This window comes from Roseovarius arcticus (assembly GCF_006125015.1).
Taxonomy (GTDB): Bacteria; Pseudomonadota; Alphaproteobacteria; order Rhodobacterales; family Rhodobacteraceae; genus Roseovarius; species Roseovarius arcticus.
Genome location: NZ_SZZN01000001.1, coordinates 1119408 through 1141345, shown reverse-complemented (window position 1 = coordinate 1141345; position 21938 = coordinate 1119408). Strand labels below are relative to the sequence as shown.

General features: G+C 59.7%; 16 protein-coding genes and 1 pseudogene. 5 read left to right on the top strand and 12 right to left on the bottom strand.

The annotated features are described in order from the left end of the window. Window positions 1–54 precede the first annotated feature (54 nt). The 10 genes from MK6180000_RS05435 to MK6180000_RS05395 all read right to left on the bottom strand — a co-directional run bounded on the left by MK6180000_RS05435 (window position 55) and on the right by MK6180000_RS05395 (window position 12054). The gene (locus tag MK6180000_RS05435; RefSeq protein ID WP_138933809.1) at window positions 55–1635 is read right to left on the bottom strand and encodes an ABC transporter substrate-binding protein; all 1581 of its coding nucleotides are present in this window, start codon (window positions 1633–1635) and stop codon (window positions 55–57) included. 463 nt (window positions 1636–2098) lie between these two features. Then, complete coding sequence (locus tag MK6180000_RS05430; protein WP_138933808.1) at window positions 2099–2896, bottom strand: ABC transporter permease; 798 nt, start codon at window positions 2894–2896, stop codon at window positions 2099–2101. Continuing rightward, window positions 2886–3749 carry an ABC transporter permease gene (locus MK6180000_RS05425; protein WP_138933807.1) on the bottom strand — a complete coding sequence of 288 codons (864 nt, stop codon included), beginning with the start codon at window positions 3747–3749 and terminating at the stop codon, window positions 2886–2888. The genes MK6180000_RS05430 and MK6180000_RS05425 overlap by 11 nt, the downstream gene beginning before the upstream one ends. Before the next feature lie 25 nt (window positions 3750–3774). Beyond that, window positions 3775–4827 carry an ABC transporter ATP-binding protein gene (locus MK6180000_RS05420; protein ID WP_138933806.1) on the bottom strand — a complete coding sequence of 351 codons (1053 nt, stop codon included), beginning with the start codon at window positions 4825–4827 and terminating at the stop codon, window positions 3775–3777. A 60-nt stretch (window positions 4828–4887) separates the two neighbouring features. Then, window positions 4888–5925 carry an ABC transporter substrate-binding protein gene (locus tag MK6180000_RS05415; RefSeq protein ID WP_138933805.1) on the bottom strand — a complete coding sequence of 346 codons (1038 nt, stop codon included), beginning with the start codon at window positions 5923–5925 and terminating at the stop codon, window positions 4888–4890. A 45-nt stretch (window positions 5926–5970) separates the two neighbouring features. Continuing rightward, window positions 5971–7251, bottom strand: a complete 1281-nt coding sequence (locus MK6180000_RS05410) for an aspartate aminotransferase family protein (protein ID WP_138933804.1) — start codon at window positions 7249–7251, stop codon at window positions 5971–5973. 9 nt (window positions 7252–7260) lie between these two features. Beyond that, complete coding sequence (locus tag MK6180000_RS20260) at window positions 7261–7425, bottom strand: hypothetical protein (RefSeq protein WP_171054553.1); 165 nt, start codon at window positions 7423–7425, stop codon at window positions 7261–7263. Next, window positions 7422–8534, bottom strand: a complete 1113-nt coding sequence (locus MK6180000_RS05405) for a mandelate racemase/muconate lactonizing enzyme family protein (protein WP_138933803.1) — start codon at window positions 8532–8534, stop codon at window positions 7422–7424. Before MK6180000_RS05405 ends, MK6180000_RS20260 begins: the two co-directional genes overlap by 4 nt. Further along, on the bottom strand, window positions 8531–9607 hold the full coding sequence (locus MK6180000_RS05400; RefSeq protein ID WP_246040438.1) for an alcohol dehydrogenase family protein: 1077 nt from the start codon (window positions 9605–9607) through the stop codon (window positions 8531–8533). The genes MK6180000_RS05405 and MK6180000_RS05400 overlap by 4 nt, the downstream gene beginning before the upstream one ends. Continuing rightward, the gene (locus tag MK6180000_RS05395) at window positions 9604–12054 is read right to left on the bottom strand and encodes an FAD-dependent oxidoreductase (RefSeq protein WP_138933802.1); all 2451 of its coding nucleotides are present in this window, start codon (window positions 12052–12054) and stop codon (window positions 9604–9606) included. The genes MK6180000_RS05400 and MK6180000_RS05395 overlap by 4 nt, the downstream gene beginning before the upstream one ends. A gap of 67 nt (window positions 12055–12121) precedes the next feature. On the opposite strand from MK6180000_RS05395, the gene MK6180000_RS05390 reads away from it, so the two are divergent. Genes MK6180000_RS05390 through MK6180000_RS05380 form a run of 3 tightly spaced genes read left to right on the top strand, consistent with a single transcriptional unit; the run spans window position 12122 to window position 14552 of the window. Then, complete coding sequence (locus MK6180000_RS05390) at window positions 12122–13033, top strand: MurR/RpiR family transcriptional regulator (RefSeq protein ID WP_138933801.1); 912 nt, start codon at window positions 12122–12124, stop codon at window positions 13031–13033. Beyond that, complete coding sequence (locus tag MK6180000_RS05385; RefSeq protein WP_138933800.1) at window positions 13030–14157, top strand: aromatic ring-hydroxylating oxygenase subunit alpha; 1128 nt, start codon at window positions 13030–13032, stop codon at window positions 14155–14157. Before MK6180000_RS05390 ends, MK6180000_RS05385 begins: the two co-directional genes overlap by 4 nt. Beyond that, on the top strand, window positions 14157–14552 hold the full coding sequence (locus MK6180000_RS05380) for a carboxymuconolactone decarboxylase family protein (RefSeq protein WP_138933799.1): 396 nt from the start codon (window positions 14157–14159) through the stop codon (window positions 14550–14552). The genes MK6180000_RS05385 and MK6180000_RS05380 overlap by 1 nt, the downstream gene beginning before the upstream one ends. A 29-nt stretch (window positions 14553–14581) precedes the next feature. On the opposite strand, the gene MK6180000_RS05375 is transcribed toward MK6180000_RS05380, so the two are convergent. After that, window positions 14582–15196 carry a TetR/AcrR family transcriptional regulator gene (locus MK6180000_RS05375; protein WP_138933798.1) on the bottom strand — a complete coding sequence of 205 codons (615 nt, stop codon included), beginning with the start codon at window positions 15194–15196 and terminating at the stop codon, window positions 14582–14584. A gap of 98 nt (window positions 15197–15294) precedes the next feature. Between MK6180000_RS05375 and MK6180000_RS05370 the strand changes: the two genes are divergently transcribed. Continuing rightward, window positions 15295–17340 (top strand): NADH:flavin oxidoreductase, encoded by a 2046-nt coding sequence (locus tag MK6180000_RS05370; RefSeq protein ID WP_138933797.1) that lies wholly within the window; start codon window positions 15295–15297, stop codon window positions 17338–17340. Between the two features lies 1 nt (window position 17341). Continuing rightward, a pseudogene (locus MK6180000_RS05365) lies at window positions 17342–17626 on the top strand (proline racemase family protein); the annotation flags it as partial. A gap of 219 nt (window positions 17627–17845) precedes the next feature. Here the strand turns inward: MK6180000_RS05365 and MK6180000_RS05360 are convergent. Further along, entirely contained in the window at window positions 17846–21511 is a 3666-nt protein-coding gene (locus MK6180000_RS05360) for a vitamin B12-dependent ribonucleotide reductase (RefSeq protein WP_138933796.1), read from the bottom strand. Between the last annotated feature and the right edge of the window lie 427 nt (window positions 21512–21938).

The following is a 21938-nucleotide window of genomic DNA, read 5'->3' as shown; positions in this document are numbered from 1 at the left end:
ATTAAATGTCTGACGGCGCCGCCACCTATGACAGGTGGCGGCGCCCGTACTGGATCAGGCCAGAGACCACCGCTCCATCCAGCGCTCGCCGTCCTGGTCGAAATTCGATGCGAATTCGCCATGGACAACGCGCTTGGAGGTGGCGAAGGCCCAATTGGCGAACATCGGAAGGACCGTGCCGCCATCCTGCGCAACGATCTGCTGCATCTCGCCATACATTTCGCGGCGCTTTGCCTCGTCCAGTTCGGCGCGGGCCGAGACCAGCAATTCGTCGAAACGAGCGTTTGCCCAGAAACTGTCGTTCCACGCCGCGCCTCCCCCGAAAGCGGTGGAAAAGATCTGGTCCTCGGTCGGACGGCCGCTCCAGTAGACCGCGCTGAACTCGTGCTTCATCCAGACATCGGACCAGTAGCCGTCATTCGGAACCCGATTGACGTCGATGGTGATGTCGGCCTTGGCCGCTGAATTCCGGTATAAGGTGGCAGCATTGACGGCGTCCGGGAAGGCTGCATCGGCCGCCGACAGCCGCACGGTCAGTCGGTCGAGCCCGGCCTCCTTGAGGTAGAACTTCGCCTTGTCGGGGTCATAGGTGGTCTGCGGCACGTCGGGATTATGAAAACGATAGCTCAGTCCAATCGGCTGGTCGTTGCCCACGGTGCCGTGGCCAAACAGGATCTTGTCGACCAGTTCCTGCCGGTCAATGGCGTGCTTTAGGGCGAGGCGCACGTTGACATCATCAAGCGGCGGCGTATCCGCACGCGCCGCAAAGCTGTAGTACTGCGGGCCGGGGATGGAATGGATCGAGATTTCGGGATTGCGGCCAAGAAGCGCCACCGTCTTGAGGTCCAGCTTGTCGATGGCATCGACCTCGCCGGAGGCGAGTGCGGTGGTCCGGGCGTTCACGTCGACGATAGAGAGCATCTCGACCGACTGAATAAAGCCGCGATCCTGGTTCCAGTCGTCCTCGAAACGCTCGAACCGCGCCACGACGCCGGGATCGAATTCCACCAGCCGATAGGGGCCGCAGCCATCACCGGAGCGCCAGTCGATGCCGCCGGCGCCGTCCGAGGGACAGATCGCCATGTGGTAGTCTGTAAAGACAAAGGGGAAGTCGGCGCTGCCGGATTCCAATTCGAAGACCACCGTGTCTTCACCGTCTTTGGTGATCTCTATGATGGGCGCAACAAGTGGACCTGCGGCCGACTTCGAATCCTCGCCGCGGTGATAGTTAATCGAATCAATCACGTCGTCCAGCGTGACCGGCTTGCCGGAATGGAAGGTCATGCCGGGGCGGATCTTGAACGTCCACGTCTTGGCGTCTGGGCTGGCTTCCCAACTTTCGGCCACATCGGGTTCGGCCGAGCCATCGACTCCCACTTTGGCGAGGTAGCCGTTCAACCCGAAGGTCAGCGCAACCTCAAAGCCGTTGGTCCATGTTGCGGGATCCAGCGTGTCGCCAGTTTGGCCATGGCCTTTGGCCACCCGAAGTGTGCCACCGCGCTGCTGCTGGGCGCGGGCGGGCCTGAGTCCCAAGAGCGTTCCTGCAGATGCGAGGCCGACAGCGGCCGCAGTTGTGCCGAGAAATCCGCGGCGCGTTGGTCCGGTAATTTTGGTCGGTTTGGTGATCTGGCTCATGGTTCTCTCTTTCATGATTTCGGCGCAGAAACCGCACCGGCGCGCATCTCAAACTCGAGAATAGGCTGGACGCTTTTGAAGAGTAACGGAGGCTTGCGCTCTATAGATCGACATCCCCCAGGTAGAACGCCCTGCATTGCATATTGCTGCTATTTTGCGCACCGATCAAGCCACTGAGTGAGGATGCACCGTGGTTTGGCATCTGGCGTGCGAACTGGCTGTGTTTTCTGATTGCGGCGACGGGCGTGATACTCCGTCCTGCATCGGATGCTCATGCGGGCAGTGCGCGCCGACGAGGTCTGCCTTGCTAGCGGGGCTATCCGCAATAATTTGCGGCAGACCTGCAACCAGAAAAAGTTACGCATGTCAAAATCTAAAAGCGACGTATCCGACTAACTAAATTAACGATCCCAGTTTAATGCCGTACCGCGCGCATTTGACGGTAAACCACTCATCCTTCGGGCTAGCCTGTCGCAGCCTTGTCGATGCCGACCAGAGCATCAATCAGGAACACGACGCCAAACGCCACGTAAACCGTCACCGCAGATATTGCCGCAACCAGTGGATCGATATTGTATTGGATGTAATTGAACAGCTTGACCGGGATCGGCACCAATTCGGCAGTCGAGTTGAAAATACTTACTTCGACGTTGATCCAAGATATGATGAACGCGAACAGCCCGCCCGCGATCACCCCCGGCTTGATCTGCGGTAGCGTGATCAAAAAGAAAGTCTCGAACCGGTTGGCACCCAAATCCTGCGCCGCCTCCTCAATGTTCATAGGCAAACCGCCCAGCGAGGCCATCGTGGTGCGGATCACATAGGGCACCATAATCACGACATGCCCGACCAACAGCGCCCAGAACGTGCGCGCAAAGCCAAGCAGGTGCGCATATTGCAAAATGGAGACGCCAATCACGATGGCTGGCAACAGAAGGGGCGAAATGAACAATGCGCTGACCACAGATTTGCCCCTGAATCGCTGTCTGGCGAGGATCAGCGCGGCAGGAACGCCCAGCGCGAGGGCCAATAGGGTCGCGATCGTTGCAAGCTTGATACTAATCCAAGCCGCCTCGATAAAGCCCTCGTTGCCCGCCAGACGCGCGTACCATTTCAGCGAAAACCCCTTGGGCGGAAAGGCCAGAAAGTCGCTGGCCGTAAAGGACGCCGCAATGAGAACTGCCAATGGGAACACAAGGTAGAGGATGATCAGCCAACTGTAGAGGGTGAGGCCGAAATGGCCGAATAGTCTATGTAGCATTGAGGCCCCGCAGTCTTCGCGATTTCTGGTACCCTAGTCGGGCGATCTGGTAGGCTACGAGTAGGACAAAGGCTGTTATCAACAGCGTCACGGCAAGCGTTGCGCCGAAGCTGAAATTCAACACGGTAGCGTATTGCTGGAACACCAGCATCGACATGACCACTTCGCGCCCGCCGCTGAGGATGCTGGGCGTGACATAGGCCGAGACGCACAGCGTAAACACCATCAGCGCACCTGATACGACGCCCGGCAGACTAAGAGGGAAAGTCACACAGGCGAAAGTGGTCCATGGGCCGGCGCCCAAGTCGCGCGCAGCATCCTTCAGCCGTGTATCAGTGTTTTGAAGGATCGCGGCGACGGACAGGACCATGAATGGCAACATGATATAGGACAGCCCGATCACGATCGAAACCTTGTTAAACAGCAGCGGAAGCGGTTCATCAATTAGGTGCAACCACATCAGCAGATCGTTCACGAACCCGTTTCGCCCCAGCAGTATGATCCAGCTGAACGCGCGCACAACGTTACTGGTGAAAAGCGGCGTTACGACGATGATGTAAAGCAGCCGCTTGAACCAGCGATTGCGCACTCGGAAGGCCATAAAATAAGCCAGCGGATATCCAAGCAGGAACGTGATGACCGTCACCCAAAGAGCAATCGAAATCGTCGTCCAGAGGGCCTTTAGATAATATGGGTCGCTGACGACGCGGATGTAATTCGCGGCGCTCCAGTCCCCGTCAGGATTTTGCAGGCTAGACACAACGACCGCTGCAAAGGGTGCAGCAAAGAACGCCAGCATAAAGGCGACGGGCGCCGCGAGCAGCAGAACGGTGCCCCACAATCCAATCCTCATAACCGCCCCCCTTTCGCCGAAATGCTCATGCGTCCAGAACCTTGCACCGTGCGAGTGGCCAGCCGAACCGCACATTGCTGTCGATTTCGATCTGCCCTGCGTCATCGTGCTGCGTATCGATTACAATTTCCTGACCATCGGGAAGCTGCAGGTATAGCCGCCAAGCGACGCCGCGGAATATCTTTTGGATCAGGGTGCCCTGCCCCGTCACCCATCCGGCGGGTGTCGCATCGCCGACGATCTCGACGTTCTCCGGCCTGACCATCATGACGCCTTGCGCCGATGACATCACCGCGTCCAGAGAATCCGACGGGTCAAGACCGGGGAAGATGTTTCGTCCGTCCTCAACGCTAAGCGCGAGCAGATTGGCTTCGCCGATGAAATCGGCCACGAAACGAGTGCCGGGGGCCTCGTAGATCTCTTGGCCGGTACCGATCTGGGCGATCTTTCCGTGGTCCATCACCACGATCCGATCAGCAATCGTCAGGGCCTCTTCCTGATCGTGGGTGACCAGAATAAAGGTCATCCCCAATTTTTCGTGCAGGCGCTTTAACTCGATCTGCATGCGCTTGCGCAGTTTCAGATCGAGCGCCGCAAGCGGTTCATCCAGCAGCAGCACTTTGGGGCGGTTCACGATGGCCCGCGCCAGCGCGACGCGCTGCTGCTGCCCGCCCGACAATTCGTTGGGCCAGCGCGCGGCAAAGGCAGCCATCCCCACAAGTTCCAGCGTCTCCTTTACGCGTTGGGTAATTTCGGCCTTTGGCAGGCGCGCCCGTTTCAGCCCAAAGGCGATGTTGTCCGCGACATCCATGTGCGGGAATAGCGCGTAATTTTGGAACACCGTGTTTACCGGGCGCCGGTCCGGCGGCACGGTATTCATCCGCTTGCCGCCAATCGACAACTCGCCTGCGGACGGATCAAGAAACCCCGCGATCAGCCGCAACAGCGTGGTCTTGCCACAGCCCGATGGTCCCAAAAGCGCCAGAAACTCGCCTTGGCGCACGGATAGGGTGATATCCGCCAGTGCGGTTATCGATCCAAATCTGCGCGATATTCCGTCCAGCTGGATAAGGTCCATCAAAATGCGTCCTTTGTTCAGTAAAGGACCGGGGGCGCTGATCGCCCCCGGCCCGGCGTTTCAGTTGCCCGAGGCGATCCGGTTCCAAGCGTCAGTCAGCGCATCGCGGTGCGCGTTGATCGCCGTCCAGTCCGAGACTGACAAATCGGCAATCGTCCCATCAGGGCCCCACGGCATCCGTGCGGCGACATCGCCGGGCATGTCCACATCTTGGGTCGCCGGACCCACCTGCAACGCGGCGGCCAGACACCCGGCCTGTGCCGGCTGCACCGCGAAATCGACCAGCTGGTGCGACGCCTCAAGGTCATCTGTGCCCTTCACGATGTGAATCCGGATATCAGACGCCATGGCGCCTTCTTTTGGGATCACGTAGGCCATCGGCAGACCGCTATCGGCCATAGTAAAGGCTTGGGTTGCAGCATGCGCGCCGATCAGACCCTCGCCGGTCTGAAATCCGCTGTTCGCGACACCCGACGAGTCAAAGAACAACGCCGCCTTCAATGTCGACATTTTCTCAATACCCGGTGTCAGATCATCCAATGTTCCGCCTGCGAGCGTGTTGACCAGCGCCAGAAACGGCACGCCTGACGAGTGGACCGCACTGGGCAAAATCACGCGTCCGGCATAGTCGGGATTCCACAAATCCTCCCATGAGGTCGGTGGCGTCGTGATCTCTTCGGTGTTGTAGACCAGACCGATCGCGAAATACCCGTTGCCGACCGCATAGATATCGCCCGCGTCCGTTTTGTACTTTGCCTGTTCGGCCACCCCTGCCAAGCCGGGCGCCATAGCCGGGTCGATGGCGGCGACAACATCGCTGTCGCGGGCCAGTTCGGACACGCCGCCATCCATCCACGCGACATCGATGACCGGGGCCGACGCTTGGGCCTGTAGCTTGGACAGCGTCACCGTTGACGCGCTTGGCTCTAGCAGGACGGAGATGCCGGTCTCTGCCTCGAAGGGTTTGAACACACACGATGTCAGTGCGTCGCCCCAACTGCCACCATAGGCAGATACGTTCAGGCTTTCCGTGGCTTGGGCCATCCCCGCCGTGGAAATTATCGCGGCCGACGCCATCAGTTTGGTTGAAATATGCATATCTTTGGTCTCCCTTTGGTCAGTGTTTTGATTGTTGTGATTTTGTCATTGCGCGGCGACGGCCTGTGCCGCTTTGGCAATTGCCGCGTCTGTCATCTGAAAGTCCTCTTCGGTGAGGGCCAGATGAGGATAGGTTTTGCCGGGCGATTTAAAGATGCCATTTTCGCGCAACACGGCGTTGAACCGGGCGTTCTTGGCGGTATCTGCGCTAACCACATCGCGGTAACTGCGAATGTCATGGTCGGTAAAAATCACGTCGAACAGCGTTTCGTGGCCAACGATCCGGTGGGCGACGCCTGCCTCGGTCAGATGCTTGCGGTTCAGATCCATCAGACGCTTGCCGTTCGCTTTGATCTGGTCATAGGCCCCGTCGCGGCGCAGGATTTCCATCGTCTTCAACCCCGCAACCGCCGCCACCGGATTGCCCGAGAGCGTGCCCAGCATCATCAGCCAACGATCCGCGCCGACGATGGCCTTGTCGAAATGATCCATGATTTTGCGCTGCCCTGCGACCGCAGCGAGGGGGAAACCACCACCGATGATCTTGCCCAGCGTGCAGATGTCCGGCGTGACGCCATACGCCTCCTGCGCGCCGCCATAGGCAAAGCGAAAGCCGGTCACGATCTCATCAAAGATCAGCACGATGCCATAGCGGTCGCACAGGTCGCGCACCGTCTGAAGAAACCCCGGTTCGGGCGGGATGATGCGCTGCAACGGCTCGACGATCAGACCGGCAATCTGGTCGCCGTGTTCCTTCAGCAGGCTTTCAAGATAGTCAGGATCGTTGAAGGGTGCGATCAGCATCTCACCGCGAACGGACTCGGGGATTCCGGCGCTGTCAGCCACGGCCTGCGGGAAATTCACAAGACGCGACGGCGCAAGGCTCATCTGTGCCTCGGACGACATGCCATGATACCCGCCCTCAAATTTCAGGATCTTGTCGCGCCCTGTAAAGGCACGCGCAAGACGCATTGCATACATGTCAGCCTCGCCGCCTGATGCCAGGAATCGCACCTGCTCGGCACAAGCGACCGCGTTGCAGATTTCCTCGGCCAATTCGACCCCGGCGGTGTTGTTGGCAAAGAACGTCATGCCCTTGGGCAGCTGGTCGGCAACCGCCTCCAGCACCTCGGGGTGGCCATGGCCCAGTAGCATCGGCCCCGAGCCTATTAGATAGTCGACATATTCCTTGCCATTCTCATCCCAGACGCGGCTGCCCTTGCCACGCTGGATGAACATCGACGGGTCGAAATTGCCAAAACCCCCAGCAGGGAGGACGGCGCGGGCGCGCATCGCCCAAGTATCCATTGCGGTTCTATCGGTCATGGCAGGTTCCTAATCTTTGATGGGCGCGGACAGGCGGGGTATGCCCATATCCGTATCGGTATTGAGGCGCAGCGCGGCGGACCTGTGCGCGCCCCAGCCTTTCACGCCTGCCATCTGATCGGCGACGTGGGTGATTGGCCGGACCTCCCACAGGGTTAGACGGGCGGTGGTCATGGCAGTGCGCCATAAGTTGCGACCGCATCGCCTAGCTGGGCGGGATCGGGCACGATTCCCAGGCCGGGCACAGAAGGCGGCGTGGCAAAACCATCCTCATTGCGCGCTCCCTGACCTGGCACTGGGTCGACGGTGAGGTGGTAATGGCACAGCCAGCTTGCCAGCCGGTTCGCCTCGGGCGTGGCGCTTGCCAGATGGATCGCTGCCGTATCGGCCAGCGCCGAGCCGCCCACATCCTCGATATGCATCTGCCAGCCAACCGAGACACCAAAGTCGCGGATCTGCATCGCCTTGGTCAGGCCACCCACGCGGTTCGGCTTTACCTTGACCCCCTCGCAGGCACCCAGCCTCCAGGCGTCGAGGTGATCCTGAAAGCTGTGCAGGCATTCATCCAGCATGATCGGATTGGCGACGCGGCGCGCGACATGGGCGCATTGATCCAGCGTCTCGCAGGGTTGTTCAACCCAGTCGCGCGCCGGAGCCGTGTTCAGGACCTGCACCGCCACGCCGGGCGTCCAGGCGCGGTTAATGTCGTATGTCACCTTCTCGCCCATCGGCAGAGCGGCTGATATCGCCTCGATCCGCGCGATGTCGGCGGCGATGTCATGCCCGCCCAGCTTGGCCGAATGAACCCTGTATCCCCTCTGGCTGGCACTGCGGATCAGCGCGACCATTTCGGCTGGTGTGCCGGTAGAGATAGAGGAGTTCACCGCCACTGCCGCCCCATCCCCGCCGAACAATTGCCAAAGCGGCATCCCCGCAGCCTGTCCAAAGATGTCCCAGCACGCGATATCAATCGCTGATTTGACATAGAGATGGCCGGGCAACTGCATGTCCATCGCGTCGTTCAAGGCACGCAAACTGCGCGGGTCGCGGCCCAGAATCGCAGGTGCAAGCGTGGCTATAGCCGCCCGGATCCCCGGCCCATGCGCGGGCAGATAGCTGGTACCCCAAGGGCAGCCTTCGCCCCAGCCGCTGATGCCCTCGTCGGTGTCGATCCTGACGAAGGTACTATCCAGACGCTCGAATTGAAGCCGACCACCGGAGAGCCAGTAAGGCTGCGATAGCGGCAGGTCGAGCGCCCAAACCGTGATGCGTGTGATCTTCATGGCACCACCACGATGTTCCCGGTATATCGCTTGTCAATAAAGGCCTGCTGCGCCATTCGCAGGTCGGACAGCGGGTAGGTGGCGGCAAGCACCGGCTTAATCTCGCCTCGCTCAATGTAGCGGACCAGATTTTCAAATACGGCGAGCGGAATCACAGTTGAGCCCGTAAATGTCAGATCGCGGAGGTAGAAGGTGCGCAGGTCGAGCTGGACTATCGGCCCCGCGATCGCGCCTGAGCAGGTGTAGCGTCCGCCGCGTTCGAGAATGTCGATCAGTTTGGGCCAATAGGGTCCGCCGACGATATCGGCAACGACGGTGATTTTCTCACCACCAAGCGCGGCGCGCAGATCATCGGGCGCGCGCGGCAGGATGCGGTCCGGACCCAGCTTGGCCACTTCGGAATGTTTGGCGTCCGACGCCATTGCGATCACCCGCGCACCGCGCCGCTTGGCAAGCTGCACCAGCGCACCGCCGACCCCGCCCGACGCCCCGGGCACCAGGACGGTATCGCCCCCTGTGACATTCGCGCGTGCAAGCATTCCTTCTGCCGTAGTGTAGGAGCAGGAGAATGTCGCAAGCTCGGCGTCACTCAGCTCCGATTGGAGGACGGCCAGATTGCGCATGTCGATCTTGGTAAATTCGGCGAAACCACCATCCATTTCAGAGCCAAAATAGCCCGCCTTGTCCATGTTGTCCGGATCGGACCAGTCGCGCAGCCAGGCATTGGTCATGACCCGTTTGTCGATAAGGCCAGGATCCGCACCCTCGCCCACCGCAACGACCGTACCCACCACATCTGCACCTTGGATGCGCGGGAAGGTGATTGGCGCACCGCCCCATGTCGGGTCTTCCTCGGAAACGCTCTCGTAGGCACTCCCGGTCGTCTCCTCGCTTACGTCCTTGGAGTACCATCCCGTTCGCGTGTTCACGTCGGTATTGTTCAGCCCGCAGGCGCCGACCCGGATCAGCACCTCCATCGGCCCGGGCTCGGGTTTTGGCCAGTCGTCGTGCCAGACATATTGGTCCAGCCCGCCATGGCCTGTCAGCACCATCGCTTGCATGGTGTTACTCATTCTGCGGCCTCCGCCTGTGCATCGGTTCGCGGTAGCAGGCTTTCGGCGTCGTAGACCGGAGCCGTCAGCACTTTGGCGCTGCGCGACTCGCCCATAATGACGACCTCCAGTTCGGATCCCGGCGCGGCGTAATCGGCCTTCAGATATGCGAACGCGAGCAGTTTGCCGACGCCGTGGCCAAAAGCGATGGAACTGACGGTGCCAATCTGCCTGCCGCCCGACAACACCGCCTCGCCGCCATTACCATCGGATACACCGTCGCCATCGATTTCCAGATAGGCGCAGACCCAGCGCAGGGGCGTGGCCAGCGCCGCTTCGGTCGCCGCCTTGCCGCGAAACGCCTTGTCCATGCGCACGAACCGCATCACATCGGCCTCGGGCAGCGTCACCTCGTTGGTCAACTCGCCCGCGCCCTTGAAGCCCTTCTCCATCCGCATCGCGTTCATCGCGAAGGAACCGTAGTTCGTCAGCCCATGCGCCCCGCCCGCCGCCTTGATCGCCCGGAATGCTTCAAGGATCGCCTCCCGCGGCCCGTGGAATTCCCATCCAAGCTCGCCAGCATACGACATCCGGAAGGCCCAGAGAGGGTGCCCGCCGACAGTGATTTCCTGTGCCGTCATCCATTTGAAACCAGCGTTCGTGAGATCGCTGTCAGTGCAGGCCGCGAGGATATCGCGCGCCCGTGGCCCGTTCAAAGTGAACGCGCCCCACTCAGTTGAGCGGTTGGTGATCGCGACATCTTCGCCTTGCCGTGTAAAGGTGAGGTAGTCCACCAGCCGCTGCTCAAAGAATGCTGCGCAGACCAGATAAAACCGATCCTCCGCCAGCCGGACGATCGTCATCTCCAGCTCAATCCGGCCATGCTCGGTCAGAAGATGGCTAAGCGCGATGCGCCCCGGCGCAGATGGCAGGCGGTTCGGCACCAACGCATCAAGGAACGTCGCCGCGTCCGGCCCCGACACCTCGACCTTGGTGAAAGCCGAGATGTCCATGATCCCTGCCCGCTCGCGGACGGCGCGCACTTCGGCGCCGACGATGTCGTGCAGCGCGGTGCGGCGGAAGCCGTAGATGTCCTTCGGCTCCATGCCTTCCGGCGCGAACCAGCGCGGACGCTCATGGCCGAACACCTCCTCGAACACCGCGCCCTCGGCCTTCAGGTCCTCATAAAGCGGCGAGGGTTTTACCGGGCGCGCGTCAAGACGGTTGAAATGCGGAAAGGGGATTTCGTGGCGCAGAAGGTAGTCTTCCTTCGCCTTTGCGATCTGGAATGCCTGATCCGCATACGGGCCGAACCGGCGTGGATCGAACTCGCGCATGTTGATATCGGCAGCGCCATGCACCATCCAACGGGCAAGCTCGCGTGTCAGGCCCGGCCCCCAGCCAATGCCGATCTGCGTGCCGCAGCAGCACCAGTAATTGCGCAGCCCCGGCGCCGGGCCGATCAGCGGATTGCCATCGGGCGGGTGGCTGATCGCGCCATGCACCGCGCGCTTGATGCCCAGTTCGGACAGCACCGGCATCCGCTCCATAGCGTTTTCCAGCCAAGGCATGATGCGGTCGTAATCTGGCTCAAACAGTTCGTGCTCGGCGTCCCATGGGCAATGATCCTCCCACACCGTATTGGGATTGGCCTTTTCATAGATGCCTATCAGGCCCGATTTTTGCTCCATCCGAATATAGCCCGATACCAGCCGGTCATCGCGCACGACAGGTAGTTCCTTGTCTAGATTCTGAAACTCCGGGACCGTGTCGGTAATCAGGTAATGGTGCGTCATCGACGTTGCTGGCAGGTCGTATCCGGACCATGCCGCCATCTGCCGCGCATAGGTTCCGCCGGCGTTGACCACGTGTTCGCAGGTGATATCGCCTGCCTCCGTCTCGACCAGCCATTCACCGTTTTCCAATTGCGTCACATTGGTGGCGCGACATTGGCGGATAATCTTCACCCCCAGTTGCCGCGCGCCCTTGGCCAGCGCGAACGCCGCACCTGCCGGATCTACATGGCCGTCGTCGGGCGTATGCAGGGCCGCCTTGACGCCCTCCAGATTGTAAAACGGATGCAACTCGCGGATGCGGTCCGGCCCGACCAGCTCCATCGGAAACCCCAGCCCCTTGCCGACCGAGATCGTCTGATAGAGCCAGTCCATCTCGTCCTCGGTATAGGCAAGCCGCAGCGATCCGCAGCCATGCCAAGTGACGGACTGCCCGGTCTCTTCTTCAAGCACCTTGGAATAAAGGTCGATATTGTAGCCAACGCATGTGCCCAAAGCAAAGCTGGATGTCGAATGGGTGATCTGCCCCGCTGCGTGCCATGTCGAGCCTGAGGTCAACTCCGCTTTTTCTAGCAGCACCACGTCGCTCCAGCCCTCGTGAGCCAGGTGATAAGCGAGGCCGCAGCCCATGATGCCGCCGCCGATAATGACAACCCGGGCGTGAGATGGAACCATGCGAACAGTCCTTTCAAACAAATGTTTTGTATGGACAGGCGTAAAAGACAAATGTAGCCTCGTCAACATGAATAAAACAAATGTTCCCTCACCTGCCACGCCCGCCGAACTTCTCGAGACGCTTCAGTCCGGGCGTTTGGATCTGACACCTGAATTACGGAAGCTAGCGGATTACCTACTGGAAAATCCTTATGAGATTGGCGTTTGCTCAATCCGCCAGCTTGCCACCAAGGCAGAGGTCAAGCCAAACACTCTGGTACGTTTGTCCCGCGCGCTTGGCATGGACAGCTATGAGGCGTTTCGCGAAGTATTCCGCGACGAGATCCGGCAAGGCCGCGAGACCTATCCCGATCGCGCCCGTTGGCTTCAATCGCTGGCGCAGCGCGGTGAGATGGGCGCGCTTTATGCCGCCAGCGCGGAATCGGCCATTGACAATATCGAGAGCCTTTTCGCCGCGACCGACCACCATCTGATCGAGGCAGCGGCGCGCGAGATCGTCGCCGCGCGGCGCTGTTATGTGCTGGGGGTCGGGGTGAACAATGCCGTCGCTCGCAACTTTGCCTATCTCGCCGGCATGGCGATTGACGGTGTGCGCGCCCTGCCGCAGGGCGGCACCCTGCCGGTAGACGGCATCGCCCGCGCCGACGAACGTGACATCCTGATCGCTATGACCTTCCGCCCCTACCGCCGCGAGATCGTCGAGGCGGTCGCCGTGGCGCGTGCGCAAGGCGTGCCGGTCATCGCCATCTCTGACAGTCCGGCCTGCCCGATCATGGTCGACGCCCAGCACCGCTTTGTCGTGCCGACAGACACGCCGCAATTCTTTATCTCGACCATCGCGCTAAACGCGTTCTTCGAGGTTCTGATCGCATTCATCATCGCCGAGGCTGGTGAAGATGCAATTGCCTCCGTCGAAGCCTATCACACGCAGCGCCGGGCTTTGGGTATCTATGTCGAGGAAAAGGATTGGCAGACATGACAAGTCACGCGCCCCCCGGTCCGGTCCATTCGCTGGACGCGCGCTATTATACCGACCCCGCAATTTTCGCGCAGGAGCGCGAAGGCCTGCTGGCCCGCACATGGCAATATGCCGGCCATGAAAGCCAGATGCGCGGCGCGGGCGACTATTTCTGCTTCGAGGTGGCGGGTGAAAGCCTGTTCTGCATCCGGGGACGCGACGAAGTTCTGAGGACATTCTACAATGTCTGCCAGCACCGCGCACATCAGCTGGTTTCAGGTTCGGGAACGACGCGCGTCGTGGTCTGTCCATATCATGCCTGGAGCTACGAAATGACCGGCGAACTTCGCTCCGGCCCCAACACCAAATCTGTTCCCGGATTCGACCGCACCAAAATCTGCCTGACATCGGTGCGCACCGAAACCTTCCATGGCTTCATCTTTGTCAATCTCGACAATGACGCCGCCCCGATGGACGAGTGGTATCCGGGCGTGCGCACTGAATTGGGCGAATATGTGCCGCAGATCGATGCACTGGAGCCCCTTGAATGGGTCGAAATCCCCGAGCATTGCAATTGGAAGGTCTCGATCGAGAATTATTCTGAGTGCTATCACTGCTCGCTAAACCATCCGACGTTTTCGACCGGCGTCATCAAGCCCGAAACTTATGACATTCAGCCATCGGCGCGCGGCTATGTCCTGCGCCATACGACTGAGTGCCAGTCACTCGAAGCGATGAGCTATGACATCGACCTGTCGCAGCCGCATGCGGGCGAATATCGTAGCTTCTTTCTGTGGCCGATGTTCTCGTTCCAAGTTTATCCGGGCAATGTACTGAACACCTATCACTGGCGCGCGCATGACGTGGGTTCTTGTAGCGTTTGGCGCGGCTGGTTCTCTCCCCGCGGTGAGGATAGCGAGGTGATCCGCCGCCTTGCCATCCAGGACCGCAGCACGACGGTAGAGGAGGATATCCACTTGGTCGAAAGCGTATATCGCGGGCTGCAAAGCCGTGGCTACAAACCCGGCCCGCTGGTTCTTGACCCGGCCTGCGGGCTAAACTCGGAACACTCGGTGCAGACATTGCAGCAATGGATGCGCGATGCCGTGGACACCGATGGTGCAAGCGACAAGGAATTACGCTGATGGATACGTTCGACGAAGACCTGTTCCTGAAAGGGCTCGAGCAACGCAAGGCGACGCTGGGCGCAGAGTATGTCGAAAAGAACCTTGCCGCCGCCGACGATTTCACCCGCCCCTTTCAGGAGGCAATGACCGCTTGGTGCTGGGGCTTTGGCTGGGGCGACGAGGTGATTCCGCCCAAAACCCGCTCGATGATGAACCTCGCCATGATAGGCGCCTTGGGCAAGATGCACGAATGGGAGATCCACTGCCGCGGTGCCCTCAAGAATGGTGTGACCCGCGACGAAATCCGCGCGATCATCCACGTGATCGGCATCTATTGCGGCGTGCCGCAAGCGCTCGAATGTTTCCGCGTCGCGCGCAAGGTGCTGGAGGAGGCGGGCGAGCTCAATCGCTGAGACGGCGCACCAGTAGCGCCCCAGGGGGCTCAGCGATGCCGGGCTAGAAACGCATCTTTCTCTGATTGAGTTGGCGCTTCGCCCGCAAAAATCTCTGCATAGTGGCAGCCTGCAATCGCGCGCTGCAACCGAGGCTCAGATACGTGCATTGAATAGTACCCTGTCTGGGTCAAGATCACTGTCAGCGCACGATAATGGGCGGCATCACCCGTTCTACCAAATCGCGTAAACAGCTCTTTGACCGCCACAAAACGATCTTCGTCGGATTGATCCACCAGCGCCTGTAGCCTGGCATCGCTTCGCGCCCAGTTTCGAATCGCGAGATCAAGGGGCGCGTCAAAAAGGTCTTCATCAATCCAACAATCGATCAGGTTTAGGAGGGCAGCGCAGAGACTTTTTGCCGGTGCTGCGCAGCGCTCCAGCACGATGCCGGTATTGCGGGCCTTCCAGATCTCGACAATGGCGTCATGCAGCTCCGACAGATCCTTGAAGTGCCAATAGAATCCTGTGCGGGTCAGGTTGAGCTTTTTTGCCAGAGGCATGATTTTGACGGCTTCAATCCCCTCGGAGACGAAAAGATCATACGCGGCATCCAGCCAAATTTCCCGGCTTGCGCGTATTCGACTGGGAGGAACATCTTTCATACCACTTTTCTAAAGAACTTGACAGGTGTGTCAATTGGGGAAATTGTCATCCTGATGCCTATGTCAGGATGAATTCGACCGAAAAAAGGGATTCCCATATGTCCACCGACCCATTGCTTCAGCCCTTTCAACTCAAACACCTGACTTTGCGCAATCGGATCATGACGACCAGCCATGAGCCCGCTTATCCGCAAGACGGCATGCCCAAGGAGCGCTACGCCGCCTATCACGCGGAACGCGCCAAGGCGGGCGTTGCCCTTGCGATGACGGCGGGGTCAGCTGCTGTTAGTCGCGACAGCCCGCCAGTGTTCAACAATATCCTGGCCTACAAGGACGAAGTGGTGCCGTGGATCCAGAACCTGACGGACGCAATACATGAACATGGTTGCGCCGTCATGATCCAGCTAACCCATCTGGGGCGTCGCACCAACTGGAACAAAGGCGACTGGTTGCCCTCAGTGTCGTCCTCCAAACACCGTGAACCCGCGCACCACTCTTTTCCTAAACTCATCGAAGATTGGGATATCGAGCGGATCATCAGCGACTTCGCGGATGCTGCTGAGCGGATGCAATCGGGCGGCATGGACGGGATCGAATTGCAGGTTTACGGCCATTTGCTCGACCAGTTCTGGTCGCCGCTGACCAATGATCTGACTGGCCCATATGGTGCCGATACACTTGAGAACCGTATGCGGTTCCCGCTCGATGTCGTCGAAGCGATCCGCAAGCGTGTTGGCGCGGAGTTCATTGTTGGGCTGCGGTATACGGCGGATGAGGCGCAAAAGGGCGGCATTACGCACGACGAAGGGTTGGAGATTTCCAAGCGCATTGCCGCAACGGGGCAGATCGATTTTCTCAACGTCATCAAAGGACGCATTCACACCGACCCGGCCATGACCGACGTGATCCCCATTCAGGGTATGAAATCCGCGCCACATCTTGATTTCGCGGGTGAAGTGCGCAAAGCGACGGGTATGCCAACATTCCACGCGGCCCGCATCCCTGATGTGGCGACCGCGCGCCATGCCGTGCAGGCGGGCCTTCTGGATATGGTCGGGATGACCCGCGCCCACATGGCGGACCCGCATATCGTGCGCAAAATCATCGAAGGGCGCGAAGATGACATTCGCCCCTGCGTCGGCGCGACTTACTGCCTTGATCGCATCTATCAGGCGGGTGACGCGCTGTGTATCCACAACGCCGCCACCGGGCGCGAATTGACGATGCCGCATGATATTGCGATGGCCGCAACCAAGAAGAAGGTCGTGATCATAGGCGCCGGTCCAGCAGGGCTAGAGGCTGCACGTGTTGCCGCAGAGCGCGGCCATGACGTGACGGTGTTTGAGGCCGCTGCACTGCCCGGCGGGCAGGTCTTGCTGACGTCACAATCGCCCCGCCGCCGCGAGATGATCGGGATCATCGACTGGCGCATGGCACAATGTGCCGCGCGAGACGTGACGTTCCATTTCAATACATGGGCCGAGGCAGAGGATGTGACAGCCCTGAACCCCGATGCGGTCATTGTTGCGACAGGCGGACTGCCAAATCTCGAACTGTTTGAACAGAACGGAGAGCAAGCACATGTCGTGACGTCTTGGGACATCATCTCGGGCGACGTAAAGCCTGCGGGCAAAGTGCTGATTTACGACGAAAGCGGCGATCACCCTGCCCTGCAAGCCGCAGAGATTGCCGCAAATGCCGGTGCCTCGGTCGAGATCATGACACCGGATCGCACCTTCTCCCCTGATGTGATGGCGATGAACCTCGTGCCCTACATGCGCTCGCTGCAGGATAAGGACGTGACCTTTACCGTCACGCGCCGTCTCATGGGCGTCACGCGCAGCGGCAACACACTGACCGCCACGATTGGCACTGACTACAGCGATCATACCTATGACGTCGAGGTTGATCAGGTCGTTGTGAACTATGGCACCATGCCGCTGGATGATCTCTATTTTGACCTCAAGCCTCACGCATCCAACTCGGGTGAGGTCGATTATGACGCATTGATTGCAGGCAGTCCGCAAACTGTCAGGCGCAACGAGAACGGCAATTTTCTGTTATTCCGCATCGGCGACGCCGTATCGGCACGCAACACACATGCGGCAATCTATGACGCGCTACGTCTGGTAAAGGATATCTGACGTGCGCAGCAGCAAGACCATACATGTCGTGTCCTGCCATGCCGAAGGCGAGGTCGGCGATATCATCGTCGGCGGCGTGGCCCCGCCACCGGGCAAGACCCTATAGAAGCAGCGAATGTGGATTGCCCAGGATCAAACCTTGCTCAATTCCATGCTGAACGAGCCCCGCGGCGGGGTGTGTCGCCACGTGAACCTGTTGCTGCCGCCCGTCCATCCAGAGGCACAAATGGGCTGGATTATCAAGGAGCCCGAAGACACACCGCCCATGTCCGGCTCAGGCGCAGTCGAACAAATCCATTGAAAAACTCGGTAATCATCCCCATTCGGTTTGGCGTGATCTGAAAGATGACTATGGCAGCCAGACCGAATGATCTGGCGATTTCCGACCGGCTAGGGCGGAGACCGCCCTAGCCGTCGCTTCCTTAATGCAAACCTTGTCGTCGGGACGAGTTTTGCCCCATTTAGGAGCTACTTTGCCTCTGCCGACACATGAGGTGTCTGACGCTTAGCTGCAGCCAGACGTTCCGCCGCAGGTGTTGCACTTCATGCAGGTGCCATTGCGGACCAGTGTGTAGTTTCCGCAATCGCCGCAGGCCTCGCCTTCGTAGCCTTGCATCTTGGCCTTGGTGCGGGCGTCCATCGACACCGCGCCGGAAGTGATCGAGGCAGATGCTGAGATCACAGTGGTCGCACCCGCCGTTTCAGGCACCAGCGCTTGCAGGGCGGCGGCTGGATCTGCGACGCTCCGGCCAAATGCCTGTCCACCGTTCAGCACGTACAGTTCCTGTGGCATGCGCTTGCGCAGATACCCGGTGGAGCTGATCTGCTTGAGCACCTCCAGCGATTTGGTAGCCGACGCAGCGCTCATCTCGCTGATGTTACTGACGCCCTCTTCTTCGCCCCGGCCCAGATCGTCAAAGCTGTGGCCCTCAGGCTTCACATGCGCCAGATCGGTGCGATCCAGATAGCTGACTGCCAACTCGCGGAAGATGTAGTCGAGGATCGATGTCGCATTCTTGATGCTGTCATTGCCCTGCACCATGCCGGCCGGCTCGAACTTGGTGAACGTGAAGGCATCAACAAACTCCTCCAGCGGCACGCCATATTGCAGGCCCACGCTGACCGCGATGGCAAAGTTGTTCATCATCGCACGGAAGCCGGCGCCTTCCTTGTGCATGTCGATGAAGATCTCGCCCAGTTGGCCGTCCTCATATTCGCCCGTGCGCAGGTATACTTTGTGGCCGCCGACGATAGCCTTCTGGGTATAGCCTTTGCGGCGCTCGGGCAGCTTGTCGCGGTGGGACTTGTTGATCTCTTTGATGATCACCTTCTCCACGATCTTCTCGGCGAGCGTGACCGCCTTTTCGTGGTTGCTGCCGCTTTCCATTATTTCGGCGGCCTCGTCATCGTCCTCGACCAGCGCCGACGCCAGTGGCTGGCTCAGCTTCGATCCGTCGCGATACAGTGCATTGGCCTTGACGCCCAAGCTCCAGCTTAGCTCGTATGCCTTTTGGCAGTCCTCTATGGTGGCGTCGTTGGCCATGTTGATGGTCTTGGAAATGGCGCCCGAGATGAAGGACTGCGAGGCGGCCATCATGGTGATGTGGCTGTTCACGCTAAGGTAGCGCTTGCCAGTTTTACCGCAGGGATTTGCGCAATCGAAAACGCTGTAATGGGCGGGTTTCAGGTGCGGCGCGCCCTCCAGCGTCATCGTGCCGCAAACATGGTCATTCGCCGCGTTGATATCATCGCGGGAATAGCCCAGATGCGCCAGCAGATCGAAGGCCGGATCGTTCAGCTTGGCCTCGGGGATGCCCAGCACATTCATGCAGAACTCAGATCCCAGCGTCCACTGATTGAACACGAACCGGATATCGAAGGCCGAGCCGAGAGCGGCGTCCACCTTCGCCAACTCGGTTTCGCCAAAGCCGTGGCCGATCAGCGAGGTGTGGTTGATGCCGGGCGCATTACCGATGGTGCCGTGACCGACGGCATAGCCGATGATCTCTTCGATCTGCGCGCTGCCATAGCCCATCATTTCGAGGGCGGCAGGCACCGACTGGTTGATGATCTTGAAGTAGCCGCCGCCGGCCAGCTTCTTGAATTTGACCAGCGCAAAGTCTGGCTCGATGCCGGTCGTGTCGCAATCCATGACCAGACCAATCGTGCCCGTGGGCGCGACAACGGTCGATTGAGCGTTGCGATAGCCGTGCTTTTCGCCCAGATCCAGCGCCTCGTCCCAGGTGGACATGGCCAGCTCAATCAGGCGGCTGTCGGGGCAGCTGACAATGTCGAGCGGGACAGGCTTGACTGCCAGACCCTCGTAGCCATCTTTGTTGCCGTGGGCGGCATTGCGGTGGTTACGCATGACGCGCAGCATGTGCTTGGCGTTACGCTCGTAGCCTGCAAATGGGCCCAACTCGCCCGCCATTTCGGCGGAGGTGGCATAGGCCACGCCAGTCATGATCGCACTTAGCGCACCGCCCAGGGCGCGGCCCTCGTCGCTGTCATAGCCAAGGCCCATGTTCATCAGAAGACCGCCAATATTGGCAAACCCAAGGCCCAACGTGCGGAAGTCATAGCTGCGCTGCGCGATCTCCTTGGAGGGGAACTGCGCCATCATCACGCTGACTTCGAGTGTCACAGTCCAAAGGCGCGAGGCGTGCATATACGCCTCAGCGTCAAAGCGGCCATCGTCATAGAACTTCAGCAGGTTCATCGACGCGAGGTTGCAGGCGGTGTCGTCAAGGAACATGTATTCCGAGCAAGGGTTCGAGCCGCGAATTTCGCCATCCTCGGGGCATGTGTGCCACGCGTTGACGGTATCGTGGTACTGGATGCCCGGATCGGCGCAGGCCCATGCGGCGTGGCCGACATCTTCCCACAGGTCACGCGCTTTGATGGTGCGCGCCGTGCTGCCATCTGTGCGGTTGATCAACGCCCAATCGGCGTCGTCCTTGACCGCCTTTAGGAAGGCGTCCGTGACGCGGATCGAGTTGTTGGAGTTCTGGCCCGAAACCGAGGCGTATGCCTCGCTATCCCAATCGGTGTCGTAGGTCGGGAATTCGATGCTCTCGTAGCCCTGCTTGGCATAGTCCAGCACGCGCTTGACGTAGGTTTCGGGGATCGAGCATTTCTTGGCGCCGCGAATGGCGGTCTTGAGGCCCGGGTTCTTCTTGGGGTCAACCGAATCTTCGATGCTACCGTCCCATGCACCGATAGCCGCGAAAATTTCGTTCAGCTTCTCTTCGTGCATCTTAGAGCCCGCAACGATGCTGGCGACCTTTTGCTCTTCCTTCACCTTCCAGTTGATGAATTCCTCAATGTCGGGGTGGTCGGCATCAATGATCACCATTTTCGCCGCGCGGCGCGTTGTGCCGCCCGACTTGATTGCGCCGGCCGCGCGGTCACCAATTTTCAAAAAGCCCATCAGGCCAGATGACTTGCCGCCGCCTGACAGCGGCTCGTTCGCTGCGCGCAAGGAAGAGAAGTTCGTGCCAGTGCCGGAGCCATACTTGAACAGACGCGCCTCGCGGACCCACAGGTCCATGATGCCGCCGTCGCCTACCAGATCATCGGATACCGACTGGATAAAGCAAGCGTGGGGCTGCGGGTGCTCATACGCGCTGGTCGATTTTGTCAGGGCGCCAGTTTTGTAGTCGACATAATAGTGGCCTTGGCCGGGGCCATCGATGCCGTAGGCCCAGTGCAGGCCAGTGTTAAACCATTGCGGGCTGTTGGGTGCGCCCATCTGGCGGGCCAACATGATGCGCATTTCGTCAAAATAGGCCTGCGCATCCGATTCGGTGGTAAAGTAGCCGCCCTTCCAGCCCCAGTAGGCCCACGCGCCGGCTAGTCGGTCGAATACTTGCCGCGCCGACGTCTCGCCACCTGTTTCGACGTCTTTGCCATCAGGGACCGAGCGCCACAGGAACTCGGGCACGCCCTTTTCCTTAACCTTTTTCAAGCGGGCGGGAACGCCTGCCTTGCGAAAATACTTCTGCGCGATGACGTCGCTTGCGACCTGGCTCCACCCGGCGGGCACCTCGACATTGTCCAGCTTAAACACCGACGTCCCGTTAGGGTTGCGTATTTCGGACGAGGTCGTGACGAACTCCAACTCCGCATATGCGTCTTGGCCTGCCTTGGTGAATTTGCGGTCGATTTTCATGTCACTGCCTCTCGCCCCCGTAGGGTGCCGTTTGTGTTCTCATACTTGCCGTGGCGCGCCGTTCCGCGCCCCGTGCCACTTAGATGGAAACAAGACGCAGCTTGCCATCGGGCGCGAAATTGGCTTGCGCGCCTTTGACTGCCGGAAATCCGGTCTTTGCTGTGAATGTTCCTTTTCCAGTGGCGGCACACTACATCTTGTGTGCATAGCCGCCGGTCTGCACAACCTGACGCATTGAGGCCTACGTCGTCAATCCAAAATTTACCGAATTCCAGCCTGTTTGTCGTTGACCTTTTCGGCATCGACAGACCCGCTTCGCGCCAGCCGATTCACGCACAACATATCCACAGCGGGCGGCGCCCGACCCTGCCCTAGCAGATAATTTTAAATACACTGGTTTTCAGCGGGTTTAGGGCGTGCGGCTCAT

Bases quoted from the DNA above. Each gene is read 5' to 3' on its own strand.
- MK6180000_RS05370 (WP_138933797.1), top strand. From the start codon at position 15,295: ATGTCCACCGACCCATTGCTTCAGCCCTTTCAACTCAAACACCTGACT.
- MK6180000_RS05385 (WP_138933800.1), top strand. From the start codon at position 13,030: ATGACAAGTCACGCGCCCCCCGGTCCGGTCCATTCGCTGGACGCGCGC.
- MK6180000_RS05410 (WP_138933804.1), bottom strand. From the start codon at position 7,251: ATGACCGATAGAACCGCAATGGATACTTGGGCGATGCGCGCCCGCGCC.
- MK6180000_RS05405 (WP_138933803.1), bottom strand. From the start codon at position 8,534: ATGAAGATCACACGCATCACGGTTTGGGCGCTCGACCTGCCGCTATCG.
- MK6180000_RS05375 (WP_138933798.1), bottom strand. From the start codon at position 15,196: ATGAAAGATGTTCCTCCCAGTCGAATACGCGCAAGCCGGGAAATTTGG.
- MK6180000_RS05390 (WP_138933801.1), top strand. From the start codon at position 12,122: ATGAATAAAACAAATGTTCCCTCACCTGCCACGCCCGCCGAACTTCTC.
- MK6180000_RS05435 (WP_138933809.1), bottom strand. From the start codon at position 1,635: ATGAGCCAGATCACCAAACCGACCAAAATTACCGGACCAACGCGCCGC.
- MK6180000_RS05415 (WP_138933805.1), bottom strand. From the start codon at position 5,925: ATGCATATTTCAACCAAACTGATGGCGTCGGCCGCGATAATTTCCACG.
- MK6180000_RS05380 (WP_138933799.1), top strand. From the start codon at position 14,157: ATGGATACGTTCGACGAAGACCTGTTCCTGAAAGGGCTCGAGCAACGC.
- MK6180000_RS20260 (WP_171054553.1), bottom strand. From the start codon at position 7,425: ATGACCACCGCCCGTCTAACCCTGTGGGAGGTCCGGCCAATCACCCAC.
- MK6180000_RS05420 (WP_138933806.1), bottom strand. From the start codon at position 4,827: ATGGACCTTATCCAGCTGGACGGAATATCGCGCAGATTTGGATCGATA.
- MK6180000_RS05430 (WP_138933808.1), bottom strand. From the start codon at position 2,896: ATGCTACATAGACTATTCGGCCATTTCGGCCTCACCCTCTACAGTTGG.
- MK6180000_RS05425 (WP_138933807.1), bottom strand. From the start codon at position 3,749: ATGAGGATTGGATTGTGGGGCACCGTTCTGCTGCTCGCGGCGCCCGTC.
- MK6180000_RS05395 (WP_138933802.1), bottom strand. From the start codon at position 12,054: ATGGTTCCATCTCACGCCCGGGTTGTCATTATCGGCGGCGGCATCATG.
- MK6180000_RS05400 (WP_246040438.1), bottom strand. From the start codon at position 9,607: ATGAGTAACACCATGCAAGCGATGGTGCTGACAGGCCATGGCGGGCTG.
- MK6180000_RS05360 (WP_138933796.1), bottom strand. From the start codon at position 21,511: ATGAAAATCGACCGCAAATTCACCAAGGCAGGCCAAGACGCATATGCG.